Origin of the sequence: Oceanotoga teriensis, assembly GCF_003148465.1 — a bacterium.
GTDB lineage: Bacteria > Thermotogota > Thermotogae > Petrotogales > Petrotogaceae > Oceanotoga > Oceanotoga teriensis.
The window spans coordinates 21,774-45,430 of sequence record NZ_QGGI01000012.1; the positions used below are offsets into that span (position 1 = coordinate 21,774).

At 29.2% G+C, this 23,657-nt stretch carries 18 protein-coding genes, 2 tRNA genes and 1 other annotated feature; of the genes, 12 read left to right on the plus strand and 8 right to left on the minus strand.

Annotated features, from left to right (window positions below; translation table 11 throughout):
* Positions 1-41 precede the first annotated feature (41 nt).
* The 8 genes from C7380_RS08790 to C7380_RS08825 all read right to left on the minus strand — a co-directional run bounded on the left by C7380_RS08790 (position 42) and on the right by C7380_RS08825 (position 9,260).
* A complete protein-coding gene (locus tag C7380_RS08790; RefSeq protein WP_109605134.1) occupies positions 42-341 on the minus strand; it encodes an STAS domain-containing protein in 300 nt (99 codons plus the stop codon).
* Between the two features lie 81 nt (positions 342-422).
* Positions 423-2,222, minus strand: coding sequence for a ribosomal protection-like ABC-F family protein (abc-f, locus tag C7380_RS08795; protein WP_109605135.1), 1,800 nt, complete (start codon positions 2,220-2,222; stop codon positions 423-425).
* On the minus strand, positions 2,222-2,911 hold the full coding sequence (locus C7380_RS08800; protein ID WP_109605136.1) for a pseudouridine synthase: 690 nt from the start codon (positions 2,909-2,911) through the stop codon (positions 2,222-2,224). The genes abc-f and C7380_RS08800 overlap by 1 nt, the downstream gene beginning before the upstream one ends.
* 44 nt (positions 2,912-2,955) lie before the next feature.
* Entirely contained in the window at positions 2,956-3,870 is a 915-nt protein-coding gene (locus tag C7380_RS08805; protein ID WP_109605137.1) for an ABC transporter ATP-binding protein, read from the minus strand.
* A 12-nt stretch (positions 3,871-3,882) separates the two neighbouring features.
* Complete coding sequence (gene smpB / locus C7380_RS08810) at positions 3,883-4,332, minus strand: SsrA-binding protein SmpB (RefSeq protein ID WP_109605138.1); 450 nt, start codon at positions 4,330-4,332, stop codon at positions 3,883-3,885.
* Positions 4,316-5,428 carry a DNA integrity scanning diadenylate cyclase DisA gene (disA, locus tag C7380_RS08815; RefSeq protein WP_109605139.1) on the minus strand — a complete coding sequence of 371 codons (1,113 nt, stop codon included), beginning with the start codon at positions 5,426-5,428 and terminating at the stop codon, positions 4,316-4,318. Before disA ends, smpB begins: the two co-directional genes overlap by 17 nt.
* Positions 5,429-5,430: 2 nt before the next feature.
* The gene (radA, locus tag C7380_RS08820) at positions 5,431-6,768 is read right to left on the minus strand and encodes a DNA repair protein RadA (RefSeq protein ID WP_109605140.1); all 1,338 of its coding nucleotides are present in this window, start codon (positions 6,766-6,768) and stop codon (positions 5,431-5,433) included.
* On the minus strand, positions 6,765-9,260 hold the full coding sequence (locus tag C7380_RS08825) for an ATP-dependent Clp protease ATP-binding subunit (protein WP_109605141.1): 2,496 nt from the start codon (positions 9,258-9,260) through the stop codon (positions 6,765-6,767). Before C7380_RS08825 ends, radA begins: the two co-directional genes overlap by 4 nt.
* Positions 9,261-9,562: 302 nt before the next feature.
* Between C7380_RS08825 and C7380_RS08830 the strand changes: the two genes are divergently transcribed.
* The 12 genes from C7380_RS08830 to mtnA all read left to right on the plus strand — a co-directional run bounded on the left by C7380_RS08830 (position 9,563) and on the right by mtnA (position 23,657).
* Positions 9,563-9,638: transfer RNA gene (locus C7380_RS08830), tRNA-Thr, on the plus strand.
* Positions 9,639-9,654: 16 nt separating this feature from the next.
* Positions 9,655-9,741, plus strand: a tRNA-Tyr gene (locus tag C7380_RS08835).
* Positions 9,742-9,769: 28 nt separating this feature from the next.
* Entirely contained in the window at positions 9,770-9,934 is a 165-nt protein-coding gene (gene rpmG, locus C7380_RS08840) for a 50S ribosomal protein L33 (RefSeq protein WP_109605142.1), read from the plus strand.
* Between the two features lie 75 nt (positions 9,935-10,009).
* Entirely contained in the window at positions 10,010-10,237 is a 228-nt protein-coding gene (gene secE, locus C7380_RS08845) for a preprotein translocase subunit SecE (RefSeq protein ID WP_109605143.1), read from the plus strand.
* Positions 10,238-10,260: 23 nt separating this feature from the next.
* Positions 10,261-11,328: a transcription termination/antitermination NusG family protein gene (locus C7380_RS08850; RefSeq protein WP_109605144.1), complete on the plus strand. Its 1,068-nt coding sequence runs from the start codon at positions 10,261-10,263 to the stop codon at positions 11,326-11,328.
* A gap of 130 nt (positions 11,329-11,458) precedes the next feature.
* Positions 11,459-11,887 carry a 50S ribosomal protein L11 gene (gene rplK, locus C7380_RS08855; protein WP_109605145.1) on the plus strand — a complete coding sequence of 143 codons (429 nt, stop codon included), beginning with the start codon at positions 11,459-11,461 and terminating at the stop codon, positions 11,885-11,887.
* 16 nt (positions 11,888-11,903) lie between these two features.
* Positions 11,904-12,605, plus strand: a complete 702-nt coding sequence (gene rplA, locus C7380_RS08860; RefSeq protein ID WP_109605146.1) for a 50S ribosomal protein L1 — start codon at positions 11,904-11,906, stop codon at positions 12,603-12,605.
* Between the two features lie 10 nt (positions 12,606-12,615).
* Positions 12,616-12,765: a sequence feature (ribosomal protein L10 leader region), on the plus strand.
* 11 nt (positions 12,766-12,776) lie between these two features.
* Entirely contained in the window at positions 12,777-13,319 is a 543-nt protein-coding gene (rplJ, locus tag C7380_RS08865; RefSeq protein WP_109605147.1) for a 50S ribosomal protein L10, read from the plus strand.
* A 19-nt stretch (positions 13,320-13,338) separates the two neighbouring features.
* Positions 13,339-13,722, plus strand: a complete 384-nt coding sequence (rplL, locus tag C7380_RS08870) for a 50S ribosomal protein L7/L12 (protein WP_109605148.1) — start codon at positions 13,339-13,341, stop codon at positions 13,720-13,722.
* Between the two features lie 161 nt (positions 13,723-13,883).
* Positions 13,884-17,447, plus strand: a complete 3,564-nt coding sequence (rpoB, locus tag C7380_RS08875) for a DNA-directed RNA polymerase subunit beta (protein WP_109605149.1) — start codon at positions 13,884-13,886, stop codon at positions 17,445-17,447.
* A gap of 94 nt (positions 17,448-17,541) precedes the next feature.
* On the plus strand, positions 17,542-22,476 hold the full coding sequence (locus tag C7380_RS08880; RefSeq protein WP_109605150.1) for a DNA-directed RNA polymerase subunit beta': 4,935 nt from the start codon (positions 17,542-17,544) through the stop codon (positions 22,474-22,476).
* 131 nt (positions 22,477-22,607) lie between these two features.
* Complete coding sequence (gene mtnA / locus C7380_RS08885) at positions 22,608-23,657, plus strand: S-methyl-5-thioribose-1-phosphate isomerase (protein ID WP_109605151.1); 1,050 nt, start codon at positions 22,608-22,610, stop codon at positions 23,655-23,657.

Here is a 23,657-nt window from a genome sequence, read left to right on the forward strand (position 1 = left end):
AACTCCAAAGTAGAATTAAACTACTTTGGAGTTTATTATAATTATTTTATTGTAATTATTTTATCGAGTTTTACTATTTCTATAACTTTTTTGACATTTGAATTTGAAACATTATGTATTTCCATTATACCATTTTCTTTTTTATAATCTGCAAAAAAATAAAATATTCTTCCAAGTCCAGAACTGTCTATATATTCAAGTCCATCCATGTCTATTATGATTTTTTTCATTCCCTTATCTTTTAAGTCATATAACATTTCTTTTAATTTTCCCGAGTTTGATATATCAATTCTACCTTCTAATTTTATTTTTCCGATATTTCCAGTTATTTCTTTTTTCATATTTATACCCCCTAATTAGAGTCTGTTAATTTTTCATAGCTTTTTAATATAATTATAACATAAATTCTCATTATATACCAATTATTTTTGAGATGATTCATAAAGTTCTTCTAATTCTTGATTTATTTGATCTTCTTCTATGGTTATTTTCTCAAGGTTTTTTTCATATTTTTCTTTTTTCTCCATCAATTCGATAACTTTTGAATAATTGTTTCCATTTATTATTAATTCTTTTTCAGTTAGGTCTATTTTTTTGAATAAATCATCAGCAATTATTATTATTTCTTCTTTCCTTCTTTCTAAAGCTTTTATTCTATTTTTTATCTTTTTCATTTGTAAAAGTATGTCTTTATCTTTCTTTTTTTTATTTAATTTAAAAGAATCTTCTTGTATTTCTTCTAAAAAATCATCTAATTCTGTAGAAATATGCGATTTTCCATTTTTTATGAAAATAAATTTATCTGATATATTTTTTAATAATTTCTCATCATGGGATACTAATATTATTGCGCCTTTAAATTCTTTTAAGGTTTCTTCTAATGTTTGAACTGTTAATATATCTAAATGGTTTGTTGGCTCATCGAGGATTAACACATTTGGTTTATTTAATATTTCTTTTGCCAATGCCAATCTTGTTAATTCTCCACCAGATAAAGTATTTATAGTTTTAAATACATTTTCTCCAACAAAACCAAATCTTCCAAGATATTTTCTTACTTCATAATCTGGCCATTCTGGCATAAGTTTCCAAGTTTCTGTCATTATATCATTTAACCTATTAAATGATGAAATTACCTGATCGAGGTATCCTATTTTTATATTGTGTCCCCATTTATAATGACCAGAATTTTGAATTAATTTATTATTTATTATTTTTAATAAAGTTGATTTTCCACAACCATTATTTCCTATTATCGAAACTTTTTCACCTTCATTTACTTCAAAGTTTATGTCTTTTAGTAAAGGTGAATTATTGTTGAATTCGAATTTTAAGTTTGTGACTTCAAGAACTTTATAACCAGTTTTTTGCGGTTCTGGTATTTTTATTTTTATAGCTCTTTCTTCTTCGATGGTATCAATTTGTTCATACTCTTTTTTTATCTTTTCTAAGGATCTTTCTCTTATTATAGCTTGACGAACCATTTTTTCAGTAGCCCATTTTCTATACCTTTTTATCATTTTTTCAAGTCTATCCATTTCTTTTTCGAGATTAGATTTTCTTGAAGCAACTGAATAAATCAAATTTTCTCTTTGTTTCATATAATTATCAAAAGGTCCTTTGAATTCCCATACTTGATAATTGTTTATTTCCCAATATTTATTACAGAGATTATTTAAAAAATTTCTGTCATGAGATACCGTTATAATAGCTCCTTTATATTTCTTTAGATAACTTGTTAACCATTTTATTGAATATAAATCTAAATGGTTTGTCGGTTCATCTAAAAGAAGTAAGTTATGATTTCCAGCCAATGTTTTTCCCAAAGACAGTCTTGTTAATTCTCCACCACTTAAAGATTTTACTTTTCTTTCCCAAGTTTCCTCTGGAAATCCCAAGCCTATTAATACACCCTTTATAGATTTATCCATCATTATATCATCTACATTATTTATTCCTCTTTTTACAAAGGAAATTAAGTTTTCATCTGGATTTTCCATTCTAAATTGTTTTAAGAATTCAATTTGAGTTTTATTACTTTTTATAACAGAACCTTCTAAAGGTTCTATAATTTCAGTTAGTATATTTAATAATGTTGTTTTACCGGATCCATTTTGTCCTATTAAAGCTATTCTATCTTCATCATATACGGTCAAGTTTACATCAAAAAATAGATCTTGTTCACCAAAATTATGAGAAATATTTTCTAATTTTATAAGCATTATTCACCTCTTATTGCAAGCAAAGCTTCTTCTTTGCTCATTTCTTTATAAGCACCTTCTTCTATAGTTAATTTCAAAGATCCTATTTGTGTTCTCTTAAGATCTGTTAATGTGAGATCTATTTTTTTAATCATCCTTTTAACTTGATGATATTTACCTTCTGTTATTTTTAGTTCTATTGTGTTAGAATCTAATTTTTTAGCAATTGATTTTTTTGTTATAAAATCTCCAAGATCCATAGGTTCCATGAGCATTTTTAATTTTTCATCTTCTATTTCTTCTTTTGTTTTAATTATATATGTTTTATAAACTTCTTTCTTGGGAGATATTATTTTATGAATATAATTTCCATCATTTGATAGGATTAAAAGACCGTTAACATCGACATCCAGTCTTCCTGCTATTGACAAATCATCTTTGAATGGATGATCAATGAGATCTAAGACTACTGGTATATTTGAATCTTTATTTGCAGATAAATATCCTTTTGGTTTATTTAACATTATATAAATGTTATCATAAGCCATTATTTTTTCGTTTTCATATTTTACTATATCATTTTTATTTACTTTGTATGAAGGACTTTTTATAATAGAATCATTTATTTTAATTTTTCCTTTTTTTATTAATATTTTTACCTCAGAACGTGAACCAATTTTTGAATTACTAAGATATTTATCAAGTCTCATTTTTACCACCTTTATTATAAAGAACTCATAAAGTATTTTAAGCTTTATGAGTTCTTAACTATGTAAGAATATATATCTTCAAGATTTGGATTTATTTTTTTTGTTGAAATATCTTTTTTATCATTATCAAATAATATTTTTTCTTTAGATTCTATTATTATTTTATTTTTTGAGATATTTCTAATATTTATTATATTTTTATCATTTTTAAGTTTATCTATTATATTTTTTAATTTTTGTACATCATCAGATTTAAATTCGTACATGTTTATTATTTTATCAAATTCTTTATATATTTTTTCAGTTTTTTCATTTATAGCAATTTTCCCATTTAAGATTACAGCTATATTTGAAGAGATTTGTTCTATTTCCCAAATATAATGAGAAGAAATTAATACAGTCACATTTGATAATGTATTTTCATTTATTATATATTCCCTTATAAATTTTGAAGTTTCAACATCTATTGCATTAGTTGGTTCATCTAATAGAAGTATTTTAGGGGATTTTACCAAAGCTCTTGCTATATTTAATTTTTGTTTATTTCCAGAAGATAAATGTTTTGTTAGTTTTTGCTTGTATATATTTAAACCAAAATCTTCTATTAATTTTTTTATTTTGTTTTCATATTTTTCTTTTTTTAAACCTGATATGATTGCAAACATTTTTAAGTTTTCTTCTGGAGTTAAGTCTTCTTCAAGGACTGTATAATCTGATACTAAACTTATCATTTTTTTTATTTCTTTTTTATTTTTTTTAATATCATGATTAAAAATTTTTATATCACCTGATGTAGGAGTTATAAGTGTTGAAAGCATTTTCATAATCGTAGACTTTCCAGCTCCATTTGGACCTAAAAGGCCATATATAGTTCCTTGAGGTATTTTTAAAGATACATCATTTACAGCCAAGGTGTCTCCAAAATTTTTTGATACATTGTTTATTTCAATGGCATTCATCTTATTACTCCTTTAAATATCGTATTTTATAGTTCTTTTCATTTTTCTTTCAAAATCTTTTTTTGCTAAAGTTTCTCTTTTATCGTATTGTTTTTTCCCTTTTGCAAGACCTATTTCTAATTTTATCAATCCTTTTTCAGTGATATAAATTTTTAAAGGAATTATAGTTAATTTTTCTTTTTTTAGTTTTTCTTGTATTTTTCTCAGTTCTTCCTTGTGTAAAAGAAGTTTTCTTTGTCTTAATGGTTCATGGTTAAAAATTGATGAATTTCCATAAGGAGTTATATTAGCATTATTTAAGTATGCTTCACGATTTTTAACTTTACAGTATGAATCTTTTATATTTATATGCCCATTTTTTATTGATTTAACTTCTGAGCCAGTTAATGAAATGCCAGCTTCAAATTTGTCAAGTATAAAATAATCATGATAAGCTTTTTTATTATTAGTAATTATCTTCATTTTTAAATTCCACCTCTAAATCTTTTTCTTTGATATCTTCTGTTTCTTTTTTCTTTCTATGCAATGCTCCCAATATTATTTCGGCTCTTCTTTTACCTATTCCAGCAACATTGGTTAAATCCTCAAAAGATGCTTCCATCAATGAAGGAAGTCTTTCAAAATTATCTACAACATTTTTAACTGCTGATGAAGGTAATTTTGTTGAGTATAATATTCTATAACCCCTTGGGATTATTATTTTTTCTTCAAGTTCATCATCGGAGGATACATCATATCCCAAAGTTCTTGCTATTGTGAATAAATTTACTAAATCGTCGGTTTTTACATTATTAAAATTTTCTATAGCATCTTCCGATTTTTGATAATTTAAATCATCTACATTATAATCCATTATGATTGCTCCAACAAGTTTAGGAACAGATCTTAAGATTTCTTCATATTCGAGTTTAGAACTACCAGCTATTTCTCCAAGTTCTCTCAAATATTTATCTGTTGCTTGAGTTATTTTTATGGTTAACATTCCTTTTGATATTATTTCAGCTACATCATATAAACTAACATTTTTTCTCACTTCTTCTATGTTAAGATAATCTATTAAATCTAAAAAACTTTGCTTATATCTTTGAGCAATTGTTATTTCTTGGTTTACTCTTGCAAAGAGTATATTTTCTGTTAAAAGTTCGTGTTTTTTGTTTTTATAAAATACAGATACCGAATTACGTCTTTTTGAAACAGCTATGGTTATATCTCCAGTTTGAAGTGATACTTTTTCAGCTGTTCTATGTCTCATACCGGTTTCATCTGAATTTAATGATTTTTCAGGATTTAATTGAGCATTTGCAAATAGTATTTTTTCAGCATTTTTATCGAGTACTATAGCACCATCCATTTTTGCAAGCTCATATATTTTTTCTGGTATGAATAAAGCATCTAATTCGAAGCCAAGTTGTATTAAACCTTCTTCAAGATACTTTTCAGGGCTTGAAGCTAAAAATATTAAAGCTCCTAAATTTGCTTCCATTATTCTATCGATTCCTTTTCTTAATTGTTTTCCAGGTGCTAAAAAATCAAGTATTTTTAATAAGCCCTCATCCATATTTAAACCCCCTTGAATAATTTAACTAATTCATTTATATTTTTTATTGGAGTACAAGATTTAACTTTTTTGCTATTTTTTTCTGGAATTAATATATTTTCCATACCAAGTCTTTTTGAAATTTCAATTCTTTTTTCTATTGAACTCACAGAACGAATTTTTCCATCTAATCCTATTTCACCTATAGCTATTGTAGGACCTAATGGAGGTGTTTCTAATAATGATGAAACTAAAGAATTAGCTATCGCTAAATCTATTGCAGAATCATTTATTTTGAATCCACCAGAGGTACTTACAAATATATCTTTAGATTCTATAGGCATTTTTAGTTTTTTTGATAAAACAGCACTTATCATTAAAACTCGATCTAAAGGGACACCAGATGTGATTCTTCTGGGAGTTCCATAAACTGGTTTACTCACTAAAGCTTGAATTTCTATTGGAATTAGTTTATTCCCTTCTTTTATTATTGTTAAAGTATTTCCTGATTCATTTGAATAATCATTTAAAAAAAATTCATTCATATTTTCTATTGGGATTAATCCTTTTGAAGTCATTTCTAATAATATTATTTCATCGGTAGGTCCATATCGATTTTTGGTTATTCTTACCATTCTTAATCCAGAAGTTTTTTCAAGATCAAATTGTATAACACAATCTACTATATGTTCTAATATTTTTGGACCTGCAACGGCTCCTTCTTTGTTTACATGTCCGATTAAGACTATTGTTATATCATTATTTTTTGCAAAATTAGTTATTTTCTTAGAGCATTCTCTAACTTGTAATATGCTTCCTGCTATTGAATCAAATTCATCTGATTTCATGGTTTGAATTGAATCGATAAAAACAACCGAGGGTTTTTTTGTTGATTTAGATATGGTGTTTATTATTGAATCTATATCATTTTCAAATATAAGACCTATATTTTTATTTTCTATATTTAATCTTTTATATCTTTGTATTACTTGAGTTTTTGATTCTTCACCAGTTGCATAAAGTACAAATCCATCAATATCTTTAGAAATTTGAGATATTAATGTACTTTTACCTATGCCAGGTTCACCACTTATTAAATAAATTCCACCTTTTACAAAGCCGCCATTTATGGAATCATTGAATTCTTTTATGGAAGTTTTAATTCTTACAGGTATAGAAACTTCTTCATCAAGATAAGTTATTTCTGATGTTGTTTTTGATGTTTTTTTATTTTTTTTAAAATCAATATCCGCGGTAAATTCTACCGCGGATGATATTGAATTACATGATGGACATTTAGCAAACCATTTATCAGATTCAAATCCACATTCATTGCATACAAAATATTTTTTCGTCTTCAAGTGTTTTTTACCACCTTTTTCTTTTTGGAGACAATTTTTTTGAATGAAAGACCATCTTTTTTACTTCCAATAGATATTTGATCGCCTTCTTTAAATTTTCCTTTTAATAATTCTTCTGAAAGGGGATCTTCTATATATTTTTGTATAGTTCTTTTTAGAGGTCTTGCACCATAAACTGGATCATATCCTTTTTCTAAAATGAAATCTATGGCATTTTTACTTATCTTTATTTTTATATCTTTATCTTCAAGTCTTGTTGAGATATCTTTTAGTTGAATTTCAATTATAGATTTTATATTTTCTTTAGTTAAAGGATGGAATACGACTACATCATCTAATCTATTTATAAATTCTGGTTTGAAAGCTTTTTTTATTGCTGACATTACAGAGCTTTTTATTTCTTTGTATTCGGATTTTTCAGAGATCTCTTCTACAAAACCAAGAGATCTTTTAGATTTATTTATATGTTCAGAGCCCAAGTTTGAAGTCATTATTATTATAGTGTTTCTAAAATCAACTGTTCTACCTTGTGAGTCTGTAAGTCTTCCTTCATCCATTATTTGAAGTAATATGTTGAATACATCAGGATGTGCTTTTTCAATTTCATCCAAAAGAATAACTGAATATGGTCTTCTTCTTACCACTTCTGTTAATTGACCACCATCTTCAAAACCAACATATCCTGGAGGAGCTCCAACAAGCCTTGAAACATTGAATTTTTCCATATATTCACTCATATCAATCCTTACAAGAGAACTTTCATCACCAAATAAATATTCGGAAATAGTTTTAGCGAGTTCTGTTTTACCTACCCCTGTAGGACCTAAAAACATGAAAACTCCATTAGGGCGTCTTGGATCTTTTAAACCACTTCTGGATCTTCTAATAGCTTTAGAAACAGATACTATTGATTCGTGCTGACCTATAACTCTTTCATGTAAAACAGCTTCTAAGTTTAATAATTTATCTATTTCACTTGATTCAAGTTTTTTTAATGGAATTCCTGTCCAATTTGATACAACATCGGCTATTTCTTGTTCTTTAATTGGAATTACTTGATTTTCTGCTTTTTTTCTCCATTCCATATAATTTTCTTTGTATGCATCTCTTAAAGTTTCTAATTCTGAGTTTATTTTTTCTACTTCATCCATCTTGTTTTCAGAAATTTTTAAATTTTTTTCAGCTTCAAGAGATTCAATTTTTTCTACTTCTTTTTTTAATTTTTTTGGTAATGTCAAAGTATCAAGTCTCGCTTTTGCACCAGCTTCATCTATTATATCAATAGCTTTATCTGGTAAATATCTATCAGTTATATATCTGACTGACAAATTTACAGCATTTTCTATGGCAAAATCTGTGTAATTTACCATATGATGTTCTTCATATTTAATCTTTATTCCTTTTAATATTGCGATAGCTTCTTCATTGGAAGGTTCCGCAACAAATATTTTTTGAAATCTTCTTTCAAGTGCAGGATCTTTTTCTATAAATTTTCTATATTCTGAAGATGTCGTAGAACCTATAAGAGTTATACTTCCATTTGCAAGTGCTGGCTTTAAAACATTTGCAGCATCCATAGAAGAACCCTCAGCAGCTCCAGCTTCTACTATCATATGAAGCTCATCTAAGAATAAAATTATATCTTCAGTTTTTTCCAAAACTTGCATGAGTTTTTTCATTCTTTTTTCAAATTCACCCCTATATTTTGTTCCCGCTACTAAAGAGGTTATATCAAGTGCAAATATTGTTTTATTTTTTAAAACTTCTGGTACATCACCATCAGCAATTTTTTTAGCTAAACCTTCAACTATAGCACTTTTTCCAACGCCAGCTTCACCTATTAACACAGGATTATTTTTTTTCCTTCTGGCAAGAATTTCCATAACTCTTCTTATTTCAATTTCTCTACCTATTACAGGATCTAATTTTTCTTCTCTCGCTTTTTCTGTTAGGTCTGTTCCAAAATCTTCTAATTGTTTTAAAGCATTTTGTTTTTGCCTTTTTTTGTCTTCATTATCTTCAAATTCAATTGTTTCCTCATTTGGCTTTATTTCGCCCTTCATCATTAAATCTGCAAGCTGTTTTCTCATATTTGAAAGATTAACTCCCATTCTTTTCATTATATGAGATGCAATACCTTCAGCTTCACGACAAATACCTAACAAAAGATGTTCGGCATCTATTCTTGAAGAACCCATTAATTCAGATTCATCATAGGCCAATTCTATTATTCTTTTTGCTCTTGGAGTTGGTTGTGGTGCTCCAATTATTCCTTGACTAGAGTTTGTTCCTACAACATTTGTTATTTCAGATTTTAATTTTTCATAATTTATTTCAAACTCTTTGAATACTACATCAAGATATTTTCCACCTACTTTTAATAATCCAAGTAATATATGTTCTGTTCCAACATATGGGTGTCCCATGTCTTTAGCTTCATTCTGCGCATTTATAAACACTTTGGCAGCTCTTTCAGTAAAATTGTCGAACATCTTTTTCACCTCCATATTCGACCATATTTGCTGTATTCATTGCACTTATATTTTATCACGAATATTTATAATTACAAAATTTTTATATTACAAACATCCTATATATAGGCAACAAAATAAATAAGATAAAATAAATCATAATTTGTGTATAAAATAAATGACTATAATATTTATTAAAAGTCCGAAAAACAAAAAAACATTTGTTTAATATTTTTGTTACTTTAATGCAATTGACAATATTCTTCAACTCTGATATAATCATTCACGGTTAGCGCAACTTGATGGCTAACGAACAAAATAACGCCGACGTAGCTCAATTGGCAGAGCGGCTGACTTGTAATCAGCAGGTTGGGGGTTCAAGTCCCTTCGTCGGCTCCATAAAAACAATAATTGTGGTTAGGTGCCCGAGCGGCCAAAGGGGGCGGACTGTAAATCCGCTGGCAGATTGCCTTCGAAGGTTCGAATCCTTCCCTAACCACCATAATTTTTAGCTGGGCGAGGTGAAAGCTATGGCTTCAAAAAACGTAATAGTGAACTTTTCTTTAAAGTGTTCTGAATGTGGTACAAGAAATTATTATAAGAAAAAGAATAGAAATTTTAAAGAAAAAATTGAATTGAAAAAGTTTTGTCCAAAGTGTAGAAAACATACATTACATACTGAATCAAAAATATAGAGTTGAAAAAGCCCCTTCAAATGTCAAGGGGCTTTATTTCATAAGAATATGGGATTGTTTGAGGAGGTACAGAATATGTCAAAATTCTGGGTTTTTTTGAGTTCTGTGTGGCAAGAAGCTAAAAAGGTTAGCTGGCCATCAAAGAAAGATTTAATGAAATCGACAGGTGTCGTTTTAGTTATAATTCTTTTTGTTTCTGTTTATTTGTTGGTAATTGACTGGGGATTATTATCGGCATTCACAAAATGGGTATACCCTATATTCCTTGGAGGAATGGCTACAAATATGACACCCAATCCATAAATTATAAAAGTGGGTGATTGAATATGCGTAAAGAATGGTATGTTTTACAAGCGTACTCAGGTATGGAAAATAAAGTAAAAGAATTATTAGAAGAAAAGTATAGAATGTTAGGCTTTGCGCATTTTTTTGGAAAAATAATAGTTCCAGAAATAGAAGAGCTTGACTATTCAAATAAAAAAGTAGAAAAAGTTTTTGTTAATAATGATTCTAAAGTTTTTACTAAAAAAGGTAAAGATATAAAAAAAGGTGATGTTATAGCTAAAGAAGCTGATTTTTTTGCTAAAGAAAATGGAATTATTACATCTTTAAAAAATTTTAGAAGAATTATAATAGAAACAAAAGGTAAAAAATATTCTACTACCTATTTAATTCCGGAAAATGCCGGAATTTTAGCTGGTTTAAGAGTGGGTAAAGATGTTAAAGCTGGCATGCCATTCACAAAAGATGCTTCTTTTGAGTGTGAAGTTGATGGTGAAATAGGTGCTATAGAAAAAGTAAAAAAAGTAATAATAGATAATTCCTTGGGAGAAAAGGATGTCTATATAGTTCCACGTTCTAATTTTGATTCTAAAGTTTTTAGAAATGGAACAGAAATTTCTAAAGGTGAAAAATTAGCAGAAGGAAAAGAATTTAAAGCTAAATCATCTGGTAGAGTTGATGTTAGAGAAACTGCAATGAGAAAAGAAATTAGAATAATAAAAACTTCAAGAAAAAAACTTTTTCCAGGGTATATTTTTATAGAAATGATGCATGTTAAAGAAGCCGAAAATCTTGTTAAATCAATACCTTATGTTTCAACATTTTTGAATGTTGGTGGTAAACCTATAAGACTTAAAAGAAATGAAATAAGAGCTTTATTAAGACTTATTGGTGAAGAAGATTATGAAGATAAAAAAGATAAAACTGAAATAAGAATTGATTATGAAATTGGCGAGCATGTTAAAATAATAAATGGACCATTTGAATTTTTTACTGGAAAAATTAAAAATATAGATTTAGATAAACATGAAGTTAATGTTTCTGTTTCTATGTTCGGAAGAGAAACTGACGTTGAGTTGGGTCTATCTGAAATAGAAAAAATAGTTGAATGATTAAAGTTTTGTTTACCAAAGATGTTTTATTTTTTACCAAATTTTATTATTTATTTCATAATAATTCTATATTATAAATTGGAATTTAGTGGGAGGAGAAATCCGAAAATACCACAAGGAGGTAGGAAAAATGGCTAAGAAAATAGCAAGAGTAATAAAATTACAGCTACAAGCTGCTAAGGCAACTCCAGCCCCTCCAGTTGGTCCAGCACTTGGACAACATGGTGTAAATCTTATGGAGTTTTGTAAAAAATTTAATGCTGAAACAGCAGATAAAGCTGGTATGTTATTGCCTGTAGAAATAACTGTTTATGAAGACAGATCATTTACATTTGCAGTAAAAACCCCTCCAGCATCATTCTTGATAAAGAAGGCAGCAGGTGTAAAATCAGCAGCACATAATCCTGGTAAAGAAATAGCTGGAAAGATCAAGAGAAGTCAGGTAAAAGAAATTGCCGAAACTAAGATGCAGGATCTAAATGCTAAAACCATTGAAGCTGCCATGAATATTATCATGGGAACAGCTAAAAATATGGGTATAGAAGTTGTAGAAGGATAAGAGAGGGGGTAAAATAATGGCAAAGCATGGAAAGAAATATTTAGAAGCTAAAAAAATAGTTGAATCAGATAAATTATATGATTTAAAAGATGCAGTTGAACTTGCAAAAAAAGTTTCATATGCTAAATTCAACGCTTCAGTGGAAGTACATGTTCAATTAGGAATAGATCCTAAAAAAAGTGATCAAAACGTTAGAAGTACAGTAACTTTGCCTCATGGAACAGGTAAAGATGTTAAAGTTTTAGTTTTTGCTCAAGGTGAAAGAGCTGAAAAAGCTAAAGAAGCTGGAGCAGATTTTGTTGGAGCTGAAGATTTAGTTGAAAAGATAACTAAAGAAGGCTGGACAGATTTTGATGTTGCTATAGCTTCATCTGATATGATGAGATTTGTTGGGAAATTAGGTAAAGTATTGGGACCAAAAGGATTGATGCCATCTCCAAAAGCTGGAACAGTTACTGATGATATAGAAGCAGCAGTAAAGGGATTTAAAGCTGGTAGAGTTGAAGTAAGAAATGATAAAACTGGTAATGTTCATTTCCCAGCAGGTAAAGTTTCTTTTGAAGATGATCAATTAGTTGAAAATATAAAAAATGGTTTAGAACAATTATCTAAATTAAAACCAGCGGCATCAAAAGGTAAATTTTTCCAAAAAGTAGTAATTGCACCTACAATGGGACCTGGAATTAAACTTGACATAAATGCTTTATCTATAGTATAATTTTTCAGGAAAAGTTAATAATGTCGTACCTAAGACAGTAGGTTATATTGAAATCAATATATTAAAGATGCCTGCCGAGGTGCGTGGAGAAAAGAGACAAGTTTTTTGTTGTCTATGTTCCGCGACCCTCATTTAGTCGTGGAATTTTTTTATTTAAGGAGGTGCATTGAGTTGTTAACCAGAAAAGAGAAAACTTTATTAGTAAACGAATTTGTAGATGCATTCAAGAATTCTTCAATAGTAGTTTTTACAGATTTCACAGGTATGCCTGTTTCTCATACTGATGATATGAGAATGCAACTTTTTAAGGAATATGAAAGTGAAGCTGTATATAAAGTAATGAGAAATTCATTGTTAAAAACAGCTATCAAAGAAGCTGGATTAAACTTAGAAGATTATGAAGAATTTCTTGAAGGTTCAACAGGTGTTTTTTATGTAAAATCAGGAGATCCTATAGTGGGATTAAAAGTATTAACTGAATTTGCAAAAAAACATGATGGAAAACCATCTATAAAAGGTGGAGTTCTTGAAGGACAAATATTTGATGCTAATAAAGCAGAAGAGTTATCAAAACTTCCATCAAAACAAGAACTTATCGGTATGTTTGTACGTGGCTTGAACGCCCCTATAAATGGAGTAGTTAATGTTCTTGCTGGAACAATTAGAAATTTATCAAACGTTTTAAATGCAATTAAAGATCAAAAATCAGAATAATATTACGGAGGTGTTCTAAATGACAAAAGAAGAACTCATTCAGGCAATAAAGGAAATGACAGTAGCTGACTTAGCAGATTTAGTAAAAGCTTTAGAAGATGAATTCGGAGTATCAGCAGCAGCACCAGTTATGGCAGCTATGCCAGGAGCAGTTGCAGGTGGAGCAGCAGCAGAAGAAGAAAAAACAGAATTTGATGTTGTATTAAAAAGCTTCGGTGCTAAAAAAATAGGTGTTATAAAAGTTGTTAGAGAAGTTACAGGTCTTGGATTAAAAGAAGCAAAAGACTTAGTTGAAAAAGCAGGAACTCCAGATGCTAAAGTTAAAGAAGGCGCAGCAAAAGCTGAAGCTGAAGAACTTAAGAAAAAATTAGAAGAAGCTGGAGCAGAAGTAGAACTTAAATAATTTGAAGTAATTGAATTATTTTCTTAATAAAAAATTTATAAAATGATGATACAATTGAATCCGCATTGGGCCATAAGGTCTGATGCGGTTTCATTTTGCTTAAAAATAGAAAAAAATTGTAACATTTTAATATAAATATTCCAAAAGCCGAGGTGATTCCAGTGAACACCCGCACTTTAAAAGTGGGAAAAAGAGAAAGAGATTTCTTTGGAAATGTACATGAAAATTTTGAAATGTACGATGATTTGATAAAAATTCAAAAGTCTTCATTCAAAGATTTTCTTGAAAAAAGACTACAAGAAACAATAAGAAAGTTTATGCCGCTTAGAGTTCCAATAAAAACTACAGCTAAAAAGAACAAAGAAATCCTACTTGATTTTGTTAATGTGAAATACGAGGATCCTTTAATGACTGAAGAAGAATGTAAGTCAAAAAACCTTACCTACTCTGGAAGAGCGTTTCTTACCGTTCAGATAACCGATACATCAACAGGTGAAACTATAGAAAAAGAAGATGTTTTTTTATGTAATATTCCTTATATGACTGATAGAGGAGTATTTATTATTAATGGTGCAGAAAGAGTAGTAGTAAATCAATTAGTTAGATCTCCAGGGATTTACTTTGTTAAAGAAGAAGAAAAAGATTCTAATAAAGAAATGTTTTTAGCACATTTTTTACCTGTAAAAGGTGCTTGGCTTGAAATAATATTCAATCCAAACTTAGGTAAAGAGGTTCTTCAAATAAGAATCGATAGGAAAAGAAAATTTAATTTTTTCTTGTTTTTGAAAGCTTTAGGTTATGAAAATGATCTTGATATACTCGATCTTTTTCCTGTAAATATAGATCTTGAAGATGAGTTTGATGTTGAAACATATAATGATTCAACCGTACTTTCTGATATGCATTTTCAAGAACTAGAGGAAATGGAACCTTCTAAAACCACTGTAAGAGGAATGAAACTTTCAGAAGCAAAAGAATTATTATTTAAGTATGATGTGAAAAGTATTAAAGTATCTCATAGAGTTGCACAGCTAACTCTTGATAAAATGAAGAAAAGGTATGAAAAAGAAGGTCCTTTAACATCTCTTGAAGCTTATAAAGAAATGTTTATAAAGCTTAAACCTACTGAAATACCTCGTGGACAAAAAGCAAAAGAAGAAATCGAGGAAATGTATTTTAGAGAAGATAAGTTTGATTTTTCAGATATAGGAAGGCAAAAAGTTCAAGTTTCTTTAAAAGATGTATATTTTAAATATCTTAAAGAAGTTAAGGGAAAAGAATTAACAGAAGATGAATTGAATAATTTAGAATATCCAGTAGAATCAATGGCTATAGAACATTTGGATATAATTCTTTCAGCAAGACATCTTTTAGACCTTGAGGAAAACCCTGAAGCACTGGATACCAGGGATCATCTTGGAAATAAAAGAGTTAGATCTGTTGGAGAACTTATGCAAATTGAGTTTGAAAAAGCGTATTCTAAAATGATTCAACATATACCAGAAAAGATAGCTATGTCACAATCTTTAAATAAAATAAATCCACAGTCTCTTATAAATTCAAGAGCTATTATGACATCTTTTCATCAATTTTTTGCTACTTCACAATTATCACAGTTTATGGATCAAATAAATCCTTTATCAGAATTAACTCATAAGAGAAGACTTTCCGCGATAGGTCCTGGTGGATTAAAAAGAGAACATGCAAAATTTGAAGTTCGTGATGTCCATCATTCACATTATGGGAGAATGTGTCCTATTGAAACGCCAGAAGGTGCAAATATAGGACTTATAACTTCGCTTGCTATTCTTGCAAGAACGGATGAATATGGATTTTTGAAAGCTCCTTATTTTAGAGTTAAAAATGGAAAGATTTTTAATAAAGATATAGTGTATTTGTCAGCTGATGAAGAAGAAACTCATAAAATAGCCCCTGCATCTGTTGAGAGAGATGAAGATAATAATATAGTATCAGAATATGTTGAAATAAGGTATCTTGGAAAGGTTACTTTATTTCCTAAAGAAGAAGTTGAATTTATAGCTGTTACACCTAAACAAATTGCATCAGTTTCTGCATCTTTGATTCCATTCTTAGAACATGATGATGCCAATAGAGCTCTCATGGGATCCAATATGCAAAGGCAAGCAGTTCCTTTACTTTATACAGATGCTCCATATGTAGGTACTGGAGTTGAGTGGTTGGCGGCAAGAGATTCTGGATATGTTATACTTGCAAAACATAGGGGTGTTGTTACTTATGTTGATGGAAGAAAAATTGTTATTACCAGAATAGATGAAGAAGGAAATTATATAAAAGATAGAAATTCAAATTATATTAAAGATGAATATAAAATATTAAAATATGTAAGATCTAATCAAGATATGTGTATAAACCAAAGACCTATAGTTGACATGGGAGAAATAGTTGAAAAGAATGCTCCTCTTGCTGATGGCCCTTCTACAGAAATGGGTGAATTGGCATTAGGTAAAAATATTTTAGTAGCTTTTGTTCCATGGGAAGGTTATAATTTTGAAGATGCTATAGTTGTTTCAGAAGAATTATTGGAAAAAGATTCATTTACTTCTGTGCATATAGAAGTTTATGAAACTAAATCAATGGATACACAATTGGGACCTGAAGAAATTACAGCAGATATTCCAAATGTGAAAAAAGAACTTTTAAGAAATCTTGATGAAGAAGGTATAGTAAGAGTTGGTTCTTATGTATCTTCTGGAGATATACTTGTTGGTAAGGTTACACCACGTGGAGAATCAGAAACATCACCAGAAGAAAAACTTATTAAATCTGTTTTCGGTGATAGAGGAAGAGATGTAAAAGATTCTTCATTGACATTACCTCATGGTATAGAAGGTAGAGTAATAGATGTGCAAGTTTTCGATAGAAAGGATATTCCTAACCTCGAAATAGGTGTGAATAAATATGTTAAAGTTTATATAGCTACCAAAAAAACATTACAAGCTGGGGATAAATTGGCTGGAAGACATGGTAATAAGGGTGTTGTTTCTACAATACTACATAAAGAAGATATGCCATTTTTACCAGATGGTAGACCTATACAAATGATGTTATCTCCTTTGGGAGTTCCTTCACGTATGAATATAGGACAGGTTCTAGAATTACATCTTGGTTGGTTGGCAGAGTTATCAGGAAAATACTTTGCAACGCCTATTTTCGATGGAGCAACTGAAGAACAGATAACAACAGAGTTACATAGAGTTAGAAAAGAAAAACAACTTGATCTTGGTGAAACAGATGATAATATAACCGCAAAAATAGTATTGAGAGATGGAAGAAATGGAGAACCATTTGATTATCCGATAGATATTGGATTTATGTATATGATCAGATTATCTCATATAGCTAAAGATAAAATTCATGCAAGAGCTACTGGTCCATACTCTTTAATTCACCAACAACCATTGGGTGGTAAAGCTCATCTTGGTGGACAGAGATTTGGAGAAATGGAAGTTTGGGCTCTTGAAGCTTATGGAGCAGCTCATACATTAACTGAAATGTTGACTTATAAATCGGATGATATTAGAGGTAGAAATGAAGTTTATAAAGCAATATTAAAAGGTGAAAATCTACCAGAACCAGGAATTCCTGAAAGTTTTAAAGTATTAGTAAAAGAATTACAGGGTTTATTATTAGATATTAAGTTGTTTGATGAAGAAGGTAAAGAATTAGACGTAGATAAATTATAATTGCTAAAAAAGTTGTCATAGGAATAAAACTATGACAACTTTTCGGCAATAAATAATCTTGATATAAATAAACCCTCAAGGAGGGAGAAAATTAATGGCGAAAGTTTCTTCTTTTCAGAGAAAGATATCAAAAATAAAGGTTGGACTTGCATCACCGAATACAATTTTAGAATGGTCAAATGGGGAAGTAAAGAAACCTGAAACTCTTAATCATAGAACAAGTAAACCAGAAAAAGATGGTTTATTTTGTGAAAAGATTTTTGGCCCTACAAAAGATTATGAATGTGCTTGTGGAAAATACAAAGGTAAAAAATATGAAGGTACAGTATGTGAAAGATGTGGGGTAAGAATAGAATCAAAAGAATCAAGAAGAAGAAAGATGGGACATATAGAACTTGCAACACCAGTTTCTCATATATGGTATTTGAAATCTTCACCTTCAATACTTTCTATAATATTGGGAAATACAGTTAAAGATTTAGAAAATATAATATATTATGGTTCTAAAAGAGTTATAGAAAGAGCATATTTAACTCTTTCAAATGAAAGTCAAGAAAAAGATTTGGATTATTATCCAGGAGAAATTCTTTATCAAAGAGAATATGAAATATATTCTCAATATGTTGACATAGCTGTTGAACCAGCTGTAAAAGTTTCTCGTGTTAAAGGTATGCCTACTTCTCAGATATCAGGTAAAGTGAGTATAACGAGTGAGATGACCCATACTGAAAGAGAATTGACTTGGATAACAATAGAATCAGAAGATGGTCAAAAAATGAAGTATCCTGTTTTTGAAGGAGCTTCTATAATGGTTGAAGATGAACAAGAAATAGAGGAAGGAACTCCTCTTGCAGATAGGTTTTTGTTTGAAGAAGATTTCCTAACTCATCATGAATATACTATATTTTCAGAATATTATCCTGGCCAAATAGAAATAGACAGAGAAATCGAAAGAGATACACCTATAGTTGTTATAACCGATATCGATAAAAGATTTTCTAAAAGAATAGGTAAAAGAACAGGTGATATCTTATTAGAAGATGAAGCCAGAGCTTATGAAGAAGTAATGAGAATTTTAAATTCTAAAATTAAATATGAAAGAGAACAACTCATTGGATTGAAAATATCAGAAAATATAACTGTTTCAGATAGAATTGTTGAAAAAGGTACTTTGATGAATGAAGATCTACTTCAAGAATTTTTAGAATTTGGAATTAAGGACATAAAAGCTAATAGTGAAGATGGAGCTGAACAGATATATCAGATAAATAAATATGAATTATTTAAAGCTAATTATGGTGCTGAATCTATAAAAGAATTACTTGAAAAAATAGATCTTGAAAGATTGAGAGCAAAATTAGAGTCAGATATAGAAAAATTAGATAAAAGAAGTCAAAAAGCTTTAAAATTATTAAAAAGATTAAAATTAGTCAAAGATTTTATAAAATCTAATAATAGACCTGAATGGATGATAGTTAATACTCTTCCTGTAGTTCCACCAGATTTGAGACCTTTAATACAGATCGATGGAGGAAGATTTGCTGCTACTGATTTGAATGATTTATATAGGAAAGTTATAAATAGAAATAATAGGCTTAAAAAACTTATGGATATGGAAGCACCTGAAATAATAATTAGAAATGAAAAAAGAATACTTCAACAAGCTGTTGATTCTCTTATTTATAATGGAAGAATAGGTAAGCCTATGACAGATAGAAGTAAAAGACCGTTAAGATCTTTAACAGATCTTTTAAAGGGTAAAAAAGGTAGATTTAGAAGAAATCTTTTAGGAAAACGTGTTGATTATTCTGGAAGAGCTGTTATAGCTGTTGGTCCAGATTTAAAGATACATGAATGTGGATTACCTAAGAAGATGGCTTTAGAATTATTTAAACCATTTGTACTTGCAGAATTACTCAAAGATTCTAATGTTGCGAGTAAAAATGCCAGAAAATTGAAAAAAACAATAATTGAAAAAGAAATGCCTCAAGCTTGGGAAATACTTGAAGAAGTTATCAAAGGACATCCTGTTATGTTAAATAGAGCTCCTACACTTCATAGAATTTCTATTCAAGCATTTATTCCGAGACTTATTGAAGGTAATGCTATAAGATTACATCCATTAGTTTGTCCACCATTTAATGCTGATTTTGATGGTGACCAGATGGCTGTTCATGTACCTCTTTCTGCCGTTGCACAAGCTGAAGCAAAATTTTTAATGTTATCCAGATATAATATAATTTCTCCGGCTAATGGAAGACCTATTTCTATGCCTGGTAAAGATGTTATAGCAGGTTCTTTCTACTTAACTATGCATGAAAATAAAGAATTTGATAATCTAAAATTACCAAAATCATATCAAGAATCTTTAAAAGATGGATATATAAAAAATATATTTGCTGATGAAATGGAAGCAACCTATGTTCATGATTATGATAAAATAATAAATTCTGGAGTTCATTTCAATGATGGAAATTTTGAATGGGTTAGACCTGTATTTACATTGCATAAAACAATTGGTTTTAGAAATGATAAAAATAAGATTATAAAATCTACAATAGGTAAAATAATTTTCAATCAAGTCGTTCCAGAAAAATTGAAAGATTATTCAGCTAAGATGGATAAGAAAGGATTAAAAAATCTTATTTTTAAGACATTTAAAATGTATGGTATAGATAGAACTGCAGACTTATTGGATGATATAAAATCTTTTGGATTCCATTATGCAACAATTTCTGGATTGACAATATCGATAAAAGATGTTTTAGTATCTCCAAAAAGACAACAAATAATAACAAATTCAGAAAATAAAGTACTTAAAATAGAAGAATTATATGAAGAAGGATATTTGACAGATAATGAAAGATATATAGAAGTTGTAAAAGTTTGGGAAAAAACAACTGCTGATGTTACAAAAGTTACTGCTGAAGAGTATAGAAAACATACATTTAATCCAATTTGGATGATGGTTGACTCTGGAGCCAGAGGTAATATAGACCAGTTAAAACAGTTGGCTGGTATGAGAGGTCTTATGGCTGATCCAGCTGGTAAAATTATAGAAGTCCCTATAAAATCCAACTTTAAAATGGGTCTTTCAGAGCTCGAATTCTTTACATCTACACATGGTTCAAGAAAAGGTTCGGCAGATACTGCTTTAAGAACTTCTACAGCGGGATACTTAACAAGAAGACTTGTAGATGTTGCACAATCCATTACAATAAATGAAACTGATTGTGGAACTACAAGAGGTATAATAGCCGAAGAATTGTGGTCAGATAACTCTAAAATAGAAAAATTGTCTGATTTCTTATTTGGTAGAGTTCTTGCAAAGAATGTTTTAGATCCAGAAAGTGATGAAGTTATAGTTAATCCAAATAATGGTAAAGAATATGTTAGAGATGTTATGCTTGATGAAGATGATTCATTGTTCTTGTCAGAATATAAAGATGAAATAAAAGTTTTTGAAGAAAAACAATTAAAACTTGAAGATTTCAACAGTAATCAACATTTGATATCTTTAAATGATTATAAAATAGAAGATAAAATTATAATAGAAAAGAATGAAGTTATAACTAAGGAAGCTATTGAAGAATTAAAATTACATAATATAACAAATATAAGAGTTAAAGATTATAAAGCAGTCAATTTTGTTCATGTTGGTGAAGATATAAATGTAAATGATGAAAATGGAAAAGAAATTACATTGTTGAAATACCAAGAAAAGATTGATGAAAAAACAGCATCTATTTTAGAAAGACATAATATAGAAAAAGTTTTGGTTAGACCACTTATTTATATAAGGTCACCTTTAACTTGTGAATCAGAATCTGGATTATGTGCAAAATGTTATGGAATGGATCTTGCAAGTCATAAACATGTTAATATAGGTGAATCTGTTGGAGTTATAGCGGCTCAATCCATTGGTGAACCTGGAACACAGCTTACAATGAGAACTTTCCATACAGGTGGTATTGCAACTGCTTCTGATATTACACAGGGATTGCCAAGAGCAGAAGAATTGTTTGAAGCAAGAAAGAAGCTCAAGGGACCTGAAGGTATATTCTCAACTGTTAAGGGTACAGTAAGGTCTATAACAAGAGATGAATCAGATAAGAGAAGTAAAAAACTCAAATTTATAGTAGAAGATACAGAACATGAATTACATACATTTGATGCCGATTATAGAACAAAACCAGTGGTTGCAGAAGGAGATAGAGTACTTGAAGGTGAAAGACTTACTTCTGGAAATATAAAACCAAGAAAAGTTCTATCAGATCTAGGCGTTGAAGCTGTTTCAACATATCTTTTGAAAGAAATAAAGAAAATATATGCTGAACAGGGTGTTGATATTCATGATAAACATTTTGAAATTATAATAAGACAGATGTTAAATAAAGTAGAAATTACTGATGGTGGAGATACAGACTATATGCCAGGAGATCTTTTACCTTTTAATAGATCGAGAAAGATAAATGAATCTATTTTAAAAGAAAATTCAAGAATAGATGATAATAGAAAAGAAGTAATAGGTAAAAGATTGGCTAGAAAAGTTATAATTCCTTCAGAGAATGAGGAAGAAGATAAAATATTCTCTAAATATGATGAAATAACAGAAAATATGTTGAAAGAAATAATAGAAGCAAAAATAAAAGAAATAGAAGTTTATGAAGATTATGAAGAAGTTTTAAATGATGAAGAAGAAATAGAAATAATAGGAACACAAAAAACATATTTAGTAAATCCTAAATCTACCATACAATCTGAGAGAAAACTTCTCAGAATAACCAAAGCTTCCCTAGAAAGAGAAGGATGGTTATCAGCAGCTTCATTCCAACAAACTGTACAAATATTAACTGAGGCTGCAATTGAAGGCAAAGATGATTTCTTAAAAGGTCTTAAAGAAAATGTAATTGTTGGACAACCAATTCCAGCAGGTACGGGATTAAAAGTTTATTCTGATTTAGAGTATGAAACACAAGATAATAAACTTAATGAAGATATTCAAGACATAGAAACTAAAATATCTTAATTTAAATACATATAAAGTTATAATAAAATGCATGATTTCTTAAAACTTAGAAATCATGCATTTTTTATTTGTAAATTTTTATACTCTATTGTATAATTTTAATATATCTATAATGAAAGGAATGAATATAAATGGGAAAATTAAAAGGTATGTCCATGGAATGGATAGATAATAAGTTAATTCTTATCGATCAAAGATATTTGCCTTTAGAAGAAATATTTTTTGAATGTACTAATTATAAACAAGCTGCTATATCTATAAAAGATATGATAGTTAGAGGTGCACCAGCTATAGGAGCTACAGCTGCATTTGGAATGGCTTTGGCTTCTTTTGAATTTGATTCAGAAGATAAACAAAATTATATCAAAAAAATGCAAAATGCAAAAATAGAACTTTCAAAGACAAGGCCAACAGCTGTTAATCTTTTTTGGGCTTTGAATAGAATGTATAGTTTAATAGAAGATAAAATAGAGAATTTAGAAACGAAAGAAATGAGTATTCTTCTTGAAAAAGAAGCAGTAAATATTGCGAAAGAAGATATAGAAATTAATAAAGCGATTGGACTAAATGGTGGAAAATTATTAAACGATGGTGATACAGTTTTGACTCATTGTAACGCTGGAGCACTTGCAACTGTTGATTATGGAACAGCACTGGGTGTTATAAGAGGTGCAATTGAATCAGGAAAGAATATAAAAGTTTATGCTGACGAAACAAGACCTTATTTACAAGGAGCAAGGTTAACTGTTTGGGAATTAATGCAAGATGGTATAGATACAACATTGATATCGGATAATATGGCTGGATGGGTAATGAATCAAGGAAAGATAGATGCCGTTGTTGTTGGCGCGGATAGAATTGCTGCCAACGGAGATACAGCAAATAAAATAGGAACATATTCTGTTGCTGTTCTTGCAAAAAGACATGGTATTCCTATGTATATAGCGGCACCACTTTCAACTATAGATATGAAAACTAAAACAGGTGAAGATATACCTATTGAAGAAAGAAATCATGATGAAGTGAGGCTATGCCATAAAATAAAGATGGTTATGGATAATGTAAAGGTCTTTAATCCGTCTTTTGATGTAACTCCAAATGATTTGATAACTGCGATAATTACCGAAAAAGGTGTTATTAAACCACCATTTGATGAAAATTTAAAAAAATTATTTAAATAA

Bases quoted from the DNA above. Each gene is read 5' to 3' on its own strand.
- C7380_RS08790 (WP_109605134.1), bottom strand. From the start codon at position 341: ATGAAAAAAGAAATAACTGGAAATATCGGAAAAATAAAATTAGAAGGT.
- abc-f (WP_109605135.1), bottom strand. From the start codon at position 2,222: ATGCTTATAAAATTAGAAAATATTTCTCATAATTTTGGTGAACAAGAT.
- C7380_RS08800 (WP_109605136.1), bottom strand. From the start codon at position 2,911: ATGAGACTTGATAAATATCTTAGTAATTCAAAAATTGGTTCACGTTCT.
- C7380_RS08805 (WP_109605137.1), bottom strand. From the start codon at position 3,870: ATGAATGCCATTGAAATAAACAATGTATCAAAAAATTTTGGAGACACC.
- smpB (WP_109605138.1), bottom strand. From the start codon at position 4,332: ATGAAGATAATTACTAATAATAAAAAAGCTTATCATGATTATTTTATA.
- disA (WP_109605139.1), bottom strand. From the start codon at position 5,428: ATGGATGAGGGCTTATTAAAAATACTTGATTTTTTAGCACCTGGAAAA.
- C7380_RS08825 (WP_109605141.1), bottom strand. From the start codon at position 9,260: ATGTTCGACAATTTTACTGAAAGAGCTGCCAAAGTGTTTATAAATGCG.
- rpmG (WP_109605142.1), top strand. From the start codon at position 9,770: ATGGCTTCAAAAAACGTAATAGTGAACTTTTCTTTAAAGTGTTCTGAA.
- secE (WP_109605143.1), top strand. From the start codon at position 10,010: ATGTCAAAATTCTGGGTTTTTTTGAGTTCTGTGTGGCAAGAAGCTAAA.
- C7380_RS08850 (WP_109605144.1), top strand. From the start codon at position 10,261: ATGCGTAAAGAATGGTATGTTTTACAAGCGTACTCAGGTATGGAAAAT.
- rplK (WP_109605145.1), top strand. From the start codon at position 11,459: ATGGCTAAGAAAATAGCAAGAGTAATAAAATTACAGCTACAAGCTGCT.
- rplA (WP_109605146.1), top strand. From the start codon at position 11,904: ATGGCAAAGCATGGAAAGAAATATTTAGAAGCTAAAAAAATAGTTGAA.
- rplL (WP_109605148.1), top strand. From the start codon at position 13,339: ATGACAAAAGAAGAACTCATTCAGGCAATAAAGGAAATGACAGTAGCT.
- C7380_RS08880 (WP_109605150.1), top strand. From the start codon at position 17,542: ATGGCGAAAGTTTCTTCTTTTCAGAGAAAGATATCAAAAATAAAGGTT.
- mtnA (WP_109605151.1), top strand. From the start codon at position 22,608: ATGGGAAAATTAAAAGGTATGTCCATGGAATGGATAGATAATAAGTTA.